The sequence below is a fragment of the Ferruginibacter sp. HRS2-29 genome, assembly GCF_024343615.1.
In the GTDB taxonomy this organism is placed as follows: domain Bacteria; phylum Bacteroidota; class Bacteroidia; order Chitinophagales; family Chitinophagaceae; genus Ferruginibacter.
Genome location: NZ_RJUB01000026.1, coordinates 21,661 through 29,169 on the forward strand (window position 1 = coordinate 21,661; position 7,509 = coordinate 29,169).

The following is a 7,509-nucleotide window of genomic DNA, read 5'->3' on the forward strand; positions in this document are numbered from 1 at the left end:
AGTCATCAAATCCGAAAGAAAATTATCCATTATCCATTATTCATTTTCCTCGCTTTTTCTTCCGCTTCCCGCTCAGCGGCAATTACTTTAAGTGAACTTATACTAACGTTTAGCTCGAAGCCGATCAGCAGTGCCAGCGAATTGATGAAAACCAGGGCCATCAACATCATGATGGTCCCGATGGCGCCATACAAGGCATTGTATTTACCAAAACTATTTACAAAAGCGGAAAATCCGAGCGAAGCGAGCAAGCTTAAAAATGTAGTGAGGATTGCTCCGGGGGATACCAGTTTCCATCTTTTTTGTATGGCAGGGGCATATTTAAAAATGAAAGCGATGGCAAAAAATACCAGCAGTACTATCAGCACCCATCTTGAATAAAAGATGACTTGTTTCCAGTCGCGGCTCTTTACCACCAGGTTCAACAAAGCCCCCTGCATGATCAGCAGGATCAGGTAGGCCATCAGTAAACCGAAAATGAGGATCGTGAGTTTGATGGCTATCCATCTTTTATGCAGGCCTTTTCGTTCTTCAAAACCCAGGTATTTTTTGTTGAAGGAGCGCATCAGTCCCATCATGGCATTGGAGGCGAAAAAAAGTGCAAACAACAACCCGAAGGAGAGCAACCCGATCCTGGCGCCATCGAGGAAACTGTCGATGAAAGCGATGATACTCTGGTTATGCCCTTTTGCCGGGATGATATCGTAGATCAATGCATGCAGCTGGAACTTGATACTTTTTACCGACACAAAGGGCAGGTGCGGAATGATCGTAAACAGGAAAAGCAGCGATGGCGGCAGTGCCATGATAAAATTATAAGAGATCGCGGCGGCCCTTTCCGTAAGGCTTTGCGAGCGGATGGATTTGCGGAAGAACATGATCACATCATACAACGGCAATCCTTCAAACCCGGGCAGGTGCCACTTCTTGCTTTGATTGAGCAGATAGGGAAAGGGGGTTCTCTTGTATATGACGCGTTGGATCTTTCTCAAGGGATGGCTTGTCTTTTTTTCTGGCGGATCAGCTCGATACTATCCAATGCGTGCTGGTATGCTTTGGCAAATACCATGTGCTGCTCATATGTTTCCGCAAAATTGGAATATCCTTTAAGATCCGGTTTGGCTACAAAGAAAAAATAGTTGGTTTGCGGCGCATCCAGTACAGCATCGATTGTTTTGCTTGATGGCGTACAGATAGGCCCCGGAGGCAAACCGCTGTTCAGGTAAGTATTGTAAGGCGATACGAATTTCAAATGTTTTTCGTAGATCCTTTTCAGTCCAAAGTCACGCATGGCATATTTTACCGTAGGATCGGCACCGAGCCTCATCCCTTTTTTGATGCGGTTGATATAGGTGCTCGCGATCAGTAATTTATCTTCCGGCAGCAAGGTCTCTTCTTCCACGATGCTCGCCATGGTATACACCTGCTCTATGGTCAGGCCTTTTGCGGCAGCTTTGGCTTTGCGTTCTTCTGTCCAGAATTTATTTTTTTCATCCTGCAGCCTGGTCAGCAATTTTTTAAAAGAACCGTTCCATTGAAACAGGTAAGTGTTTGGTATCACGGCTGTCATCACCGTATTGGTGTCGAGTTTAAACGACGCCAGCGAATCATTGCTGGTAAGAAAATGGATGACGTCGGTGGAATCACACTCGAAATTCTTCCCGATCTTTCCCGCCAGGTCTTCTTTGGTACGCAATTTATTGATCACGAGTTTTACGGGAGACTGGCTGCCGGATTTCAGCATGCGCACCAGTTTGTACAGGCTGCGTGCATTACTCAGATCATATTTGCCTGCTTTTACGTTTCCGGCATACTTTACCTGGCTGGCGAGTTTATCGAAGAAAAAAGTTCCTGATAATATCTTGTCCGCCACCAATTGTTTCTTTACGTCGTCGTAAGTAGAGCCGGTCTTGATGTATAAATATTTACCGTCGGGTACATTCACCACCGGTCCAAACACATTCCAGCCGATAAATGCCGCGGCTACCAGCACGAGCAGTAAAATAATGAGCAGGATCTTTTTCATAAATAAAGCGGTATGATCTTTCGACAAAGTAATATAAAAAAACCCCGCTCTTTGCAGGCGAGGTTAAAATATTTTTAAGGTGATCCTTATTTTTTCAAAGTATCCACTGTCTGCGGCATCGGCACAGTAGCAGATGGTGTTGTTGCAGGAGTAGTAGCCGGGGCCTGTTGCTTAGGAGCCGCGTTTGTAGTCTTTTCAATAAGGTCATTTCCTTTTGAACCAGCGGCTGCATCCTTGCTGATGAAAGCAGGGGAAACCAGGCAAAGAATACCTACGATAGCGCTGAATACCCATGTACCTTTTTCCAGTACGTCAGTAGTTTGTTTAACACCCATCAGCTGGTTGCCAAATCCACCCAAAGCGCCGGAAAGGCCGCCACCTTTTGGATTTTGGATCAGAACGATCAATCCCAGTACCACTGAAGCAATAATAATTAATACACCGAATAAAGCTAACATGTTATATTTCTTTTTAAAATTTAATTGCCGATCAGCCTGTTACCAGGCAATCTGGTCTATTTTGGCTGCAAAGTAAGCGTTTTTGGAGGGATTGAGCAAACTTAATTTTAAATAAACATCTTTGGCCTTTTCGGGCTTGCCCTGCGTAATGTAAGCCTCCGCCATCGCCTCCGTGATCACTTCCTCGTCCTTATTGCTTTTTTCGGCCAGTTTGTTCACCGAAGCATCCAGTTGTTCGCTGCCTTCGGGCAATTTGCTCTCGTGTACTTTCTTCATGGTTTTCAGCCACTCTGTAAAGCTTTTCAGCTGTTTTCCCAGTTTATCGGTTGGTTGAACCTCTTCACTCAGCTTTAGTCCCTGCGAAGCAAAATAATCAGTGGTATATAAGGGCTCAAACAAAAGTTCTTCTTTTTTGGATCCGGCTTTTACCGGTTCGGAAACAGTTGCTTCCGGAGCTTCAACTGCCACAGGTTCAACAGGTTGAACAGTTTCAACAACCGGTTCAACCACAGGCCCTTCAATTTTTTCTCCGGTAGAATTTTCTATTGCCGCTTCCGGTGCTTCGTATGATTCTTTTTTGGGTACAACCGATAATTCTTCCTCAACAGGCTGAACAGTTTCAACAAGCGGTTCAACCACAGGCCCTTCAATTTCTTCTCCGGTAAAATTTTCCTCTATTGCTGTTTCCGGTGCTTCGTGTGATTGTTCTTCGGTTACGATCGGGGTTTCTATCACTTCAGTTGCTGCTTCAGCAGGTTCAGGTGCCATTTGGGTTTCGGTAACCGGCCTGACCTCTTTAAGCAGCTGTTGCCGGAGCAGGTAAGGATTGCTGAAATGAAGGGCTGTTTTCGCGGTAATTTTATCCGCCTCCTCATGACCGGCCTCCATATTTTTCAGCAGGAAAAAATGCGCCACGCTGAAATAAGGGAATTCCCTGGTTACCTGTTCCAGCTCTTTTACCGTATCATTCCCGGAAGTGCCGTGGTGGAATACAGTCTGATATAAAGATTGATGGGGCATAAGGTTAAAAGTTGAAGGTTGAAGGTTGAAGGTTGATAGTTGAAAGTTGAAAGTTGAAGGTTGAAAGTTGAAATCACTGGCCTTGAACCTTCAACTATCAACCTTCAACCCTTCTACCAGTTAGAAAATATCTTATTAAATATCTCATCCGAAAGATCGGTCACAATCTTGGGTGTTAACGTTGACTCGGCCTGTATTAGCGAAGTTTGTCCGTCGAAATCGTAGGAGCGGGAAAAATCCGCTTCGAAATCCTTGGTCTGATCCAGGGTATTTTTAAAGATCAGGTGAAACCCGACATTCAGCCGGTTGCCACTGGCCTGCTTGTCGGTGATACTGATGGTAGTGGTATAATATTGTGAGATGTAACCACTGATATCATAATGGGCATCGTCGCTGTTGGTCTGGCGTAGCCTGGTGGTGTTGATGATCTTCTGTTTTGCCTTTTCGGTGAGTTGCTGCGCAAGCTGTGTATTCACATACTGGGCTTTGTTCTCGATAGGGTTTACCCTGAAAGTCTTTACGGCTTCGGGTATCGGCGATACATCCTTGAAACTGTATTTGCACGAAACGCACCCTGAAAGGGCCATCGCGAACGAAAGGGCTATCAGTATTTTTATGGAAGAGAAGTATTTCATTTATTACACGAATTTTTCGAATTACACCAATTACACGAATTTTTGACGACCGACCATAGACCACCGATTTTTAAAACTTCAAATGTTATATAAACTTCGAAGTTTTCACCATTCACCATTCACTATTCACTATTCACCATTGACTTACAGGTCTTCTATATCATATTCCTTCAATTTCCTGTACAAGGTCCTTTCGCTGATGCCGAGATCGAGTGAAGCATCGCGGCGTTTTCCCCGGTGTTTTTTCAATGCTTTTATGATGAGTTCTTTTTCTTTGTCGATGATGCTGAGCGATTCTTCCACTTCTTCATGGTGATGGATCTGCGATTCCTGGTTGCCCTGTATGATCACCGGTGAAGGGTTGTAATTGTTTGAATTATTACCAACCGTGCTTAGTTCGCGGATGTTGTTATTGTTGTTGTTATCATTGGTATACACGGGCGCATGAGCTCCCATACCCGGGTTTTGCAACAGGTCGTAAAACATTTTCTTCAGCTCGTTCACATCTTTTTTCATGTCGAAAAAAAGTTTGTATAAGATCTCCCTTTCATTGGCAAATTCGGTCTGGCTCACATTGCCGTTTCCGCCGGCGAGCACAGGCATGCGGTTGTAATTGTGATCGGGCAGGAAAGTGCGTAATTGTTCACCCGTAATATTTTTGTCGATGCTCAATACGGATATCTGCTCTGCAATATTTTTGAGTTCGCGTACATTCCCCGGCCATGAATAATTGACGAGTGCATTCCTTGCTTCTTCGTTCAACTGCACAGTTGTGGTTTTGTATTTATCGGCGAAGTCGGTAGCGAATTTGCGGAAGAGCAGGAGAATATCTTCTTTCCTGTCACGCAAAGCGGGAACCCTTATCGGAACCGTATTAAGGCGGTAATAGAGGTCTTCCCTGAAACGGCCGTTGGTAGTTGATTCCAGCAGGTCCTTGTTGGTGGCGGCAATTACCCGCACATCCGTTTTCTGTACTTTACTGCTACCTACGCGGATGTATTCGCCTGTTTCCAGCACACGCAACAGGCGGGCCTGGGTGCCAAGCGGCAATTCGCCGATCTCATCCAGGAAGATGGTACCGCCATTGACTGTTTCAAAATAACCTTTGCGACTGTCGACAGCACCGGTGAAAGAACCTTTTTCGTGCCCGAACAATTCGGAATCGATTGTGCCTTCCGGTATGGCGCCGCAATTGACCGCGATGAACGGATTGTGCTTGCGTGCCGAAAGTGCATGTATTATCTGGGAAAAAACTTCTTTACCCACACCGCTCTCACCATTGATGAGTACGCTGAGGTCGGTATTGGCCACCTGCATCGCCACGTTCAATGCATGATTGAGCGCTGGTGTATTGCCGATAATACCGAAACGGTTTTTGATTGCTTGTTGATCCATATTACCCCCTCCGCCCCCTGAAGGGGGACCTTGGTTTTTAATTATTTAAAATATTTTTCTATTTCTTCTTTTAAGACCGGAATATTATTCTGTAAAATCTTCCAGATTATTTCCGGACTTATCAGATCGTAATCATGTGTAAGAATATGTCTTAATCCAATGATCTTCGCCTTATCTGTAAAATCTATTTCAGGATTTATTTTATTCATTTGCCACATTGCTTCTCCAATAATTGCAAGCCTTCTCTCAACAGCATCATAGACTGTATATGAAATTTTAAAATCAGCAAAAGACCCGGTATCCTTTACATGAAATTCAATCCTTTCGATTGAAAAAGCTATATCCTCGATATATGAATTAATCTCTTTTTTCATATATCAATACTTTATTATTATTAAAACTATTGATAAAATAGCTGTTCCTTAATGCATCCTTTACTACGAGATCTACTTTTTTACCTGTTATATTTTCTAAAGAAAATAAAATATCGAAATAATCGAATGGTGCTTTAGGAAGCCCTTCCTGATCTTTAAAATAATCAACTAAAAAATCTATGTCGCTCTTAGAAGTCAAAGTATTATCTGCCGCACTGCCGAACAGGTGCAATGATTTTACGCCAAATTTTTCGCAAATGCCGTGAATAGGGATTAAGTTATTTTTTATGATATCAGCGATCATCTGATTTAGTTATCTGTGTTATTGGTATCAACCGGAATGCCGAGTAGTGTTCCGGCAGTACAGTGAGTGATTTTTACTGAAACGTAGTCGCCTTTTACAAAGTTGTGCTTAGGAAACACCACTACCTTATTATTATCTGCCCTGCCATATAATTCATCCTCGCTCTTTTTTGAATTTCCTTCTGCCAGCACTTTAAAAACTTTGCCTACATCTTTCTGCATGCTGATCAACGAATGATCGCGGTACAGATCTACCAGCTCCTGGAGCCTGCGTTTTTTTACATCCAGCGGCACATCATCCTTAAACCTCCTGGCGGCAAGGGTTCCGGGCCTTTCGGAATAGAAGTAGAGGTAAGCCAGGTCATATTTACAATATTCCATGAGGCTGAGTGATTCCTGGTGCTCTTCTTCCGTTTCGGTACAGAAACCCGCGATCATATCGGTGGAAATGCCGCAATCCGGCAATATTTCGCGGATGCGATCTACTTTTGCCAGGTACCATTCGCGGCTGTATGTCCTGTTCATCATCTGCAAAACCCTTGTACTGCCACTTTGTACCGGCAGGTGAATGTAATTGCAGATGTTTTCATATTTCGCCATGATGTGTAATACATCATCGGTAATATCTTTCGGATGAGAAGTAGAAAAACGGATGCGCAGCAACGGCGATATATTGGCTACCAGTTCCATCAGGCGTGCAAACGTCACCGTCTCGTCCTTCTGTTCATCTATCCAATGGTAACTGTCTACGTTTTGTCCGAGCAGGGTCACTTCGCGGTAGCCTTCGTTGAACAATGCCTCACATTCCTGCACGATGCTGGCTGCATCGCGGCTGCGTTCGCGGCCACGGGTAAAAGGCACTACACAGAAAGAACACATATTGTTACAGCCACGCATGATGCTCACAAAAGCGGTTACGCCATTACTGTTTAGCCTTATCGGCGCAATATCGGCATAGGTCTCTTCGCGGCTCAGCAATACATTCACCCCTTTCTGCCCGCCATTGGCTTCTTCAATGAGGCCGGGAAGGCTGCGGTAAGCATCAGGGCCTACCACTATATCCACGAGTTTTTCTTCTTCTATAAAACTGGCTTTCAGGCGTTCGGCCATACAGCCCAAAACACCCACCACCAGGCCCGGGTTAGATCGTTTGAGTTGCCGGAATTCGGTGAGGCGTTTACGTACCCTGTCTTCCGCTTTTTCGCGGATAGAACAGGTGTTGATCAGGATAAGATCAGCCGTATCTACATCAGTAGTGGCGCCAAATCCTTCTTTTTGTAAAATGGAAGCCACCACTT

Annotated in this window: 9 protein-coding genes; all 9 read right to left on the reverse strand. The window is 44.4% G+C overall.

Going from position 1 to position 7,509, the window contains the following annotated elements:
• Positions 1-29 precede the first annotated feature (29 nt).
• On the reverse strand, positions 30-992 hold the full coding sequence (locus EGI32_RS09255; protein WP_255155112.1) for a YihY/virulence factor BrkB family protein: 963 nt from the start codon (positions 990-992) through the stop codon (positions 30-32).
• Positions 989-2,026, reverse strand: coding sequence for an endolytic transglycosylase MltG (gene mltG / locus EGI32_RS09260; RefSeq protein ID WP_255155113.1), 1,038 nt, complete (start codon positions 2,024-2,026; stop codon positions 989-991). Before mltG ends, EGI32_RS09255 begins: the two co-directional genes overlap by 4 nt.
• Positions 2,027-2,112: 86 nt before the next feature.
• Positions 2,113-2,484, reverse strand: a complete 372-nt coding sequence (gene secG / locus EGI32_RS09265) for a preprotein translocase subunit SecG (RefSeq protein ID WP_255155114.1) — start codon at positions 2,482-2,484, stop codon at positions 2,113-2,115.
• 39 nt (positions 2,485-2,523) lie between these two features.
• On the reverse strand, positions 2,524-3,504 hold the full coding sequence (locus tag EGI32_RS09270; protein ID WP_255155115.1) for a hypothetical protein: 981 nt from the start codon (positions 3,502-3,504) through the stop codon (positions 2,524-2,526).
• A gap of 113 nt (positions 3,505-3,617) precedes the next feature.
• Positions 3,618-4,139, reverse strand: coding sequence for an LPS assembly lipoprotein LptE (gene lptE / locus EGI32_RS09275; protein WP_255155116.1), 522 nt, complete (start codon positions 4,137-4,139; stop codon positions 3,618-3,620).
• A 144-nt stretch (positions 4,140-4,283) separates the two neighbouring features.
• Positions 4,284-5,534, reverse strand: a complete 1,251-nt coding sequence (locus tag EGI32_RS09280) for a sigma-54-dependent Fis family transcriptional regulator (RefSeq protein WP_255155117.1) — start codon at positions 5,532-5,534, stop codon at positions 4,284-4,286.
• A 41-nt stretch (positions 5,535-5,575) separates the two neighbouring features.
• Positions 5,576-5,908 (reverse strand): DUF86 domain-containing protein, encoded by a 333-nt coding sequence (locus EGI32_RS09285; protein WP_255155118.1) that lies wholly within the window; start codon positions 5,906-5,908, stop codon positions 5,576-5,578.
• Positions 5,892-6,212 (reverse strand): nucleotidyltransferase family protein, encoded by a 321-nt coding sequence (locus EGI32_RS09290; RefSeq protein WP_255155119.1) that lies wholly within the window; start codon positions 6,210-6,212, stop codon positions 5,892-5,894. Before EGI32_RS09290 ends, EGI32_RS09285 begins: the two co-directional genes overlap by 17 nt.
• A gap of 5 nt (positions 6,213-6,217) precedes the next feature.
• Positions 6,218-7,509: tRNA (N6-isopentenyl adenosine(37)-C2)-methylthiotransferase MiaB (gene miaB / locus EGI32_RS09295; protein ID WP_255155120.1), on the reverse strand; the 1,292-nt coding region annotated here is incomplete at its 5' end.

Excerpts from the sequence above, each read along its gene's own strand:
- secG (WP_255155114.1), bottom strand. The coding sequence starts at position 2,484 with ATGTTAGCTTTATTCGGTGTATTAATTATTATTGCTTCAGTGGTACTG.
- mltG (WP_255155113.1), bottom strand. The coding sequence starts at position 2,026 with ATGAAAAAGATCCTGCTCATTATTTTACTGCTCGTGCTGGTAGCCGCG.
- EGI32_RS09285 (WP_255155118.1), bottom strand. The coding sequence starts at position 5,908 with ATGAAAAAAGAGATTAATTCATATATCGAGGATATAGCTTTTTCAATC.
- lptE (WP_255155116.1), bottom strand. The coding sequence starts at position 4,139 with ATGAAATACTTCTCTTCCATAAAAATACTGATAGCCCTTTCGTTCGCG.
- EGI32_RS09270 (WP_255155115.1), bottom strand. The coding sequence starts at position 3,504 with ATGCCCCATCAATCTTTATATCAGACTGTATTCCACCACGGCACTTCC.
- EGI32_RS09280 (WP_255155117.1), bottom strand. The coding sequence starts at position 5,534 with ATGGATCAACAAGCAATCAAAAACCGTTTCGGTATTATCGGCAATACA.
- EGI32_RS09290 (WP_255155119.1), bottom strand. The coding sequence starts at position 6,212 with ATGATCGCTGATATCATAAAAAATAACTTAATCCCTATTCACGGCATT.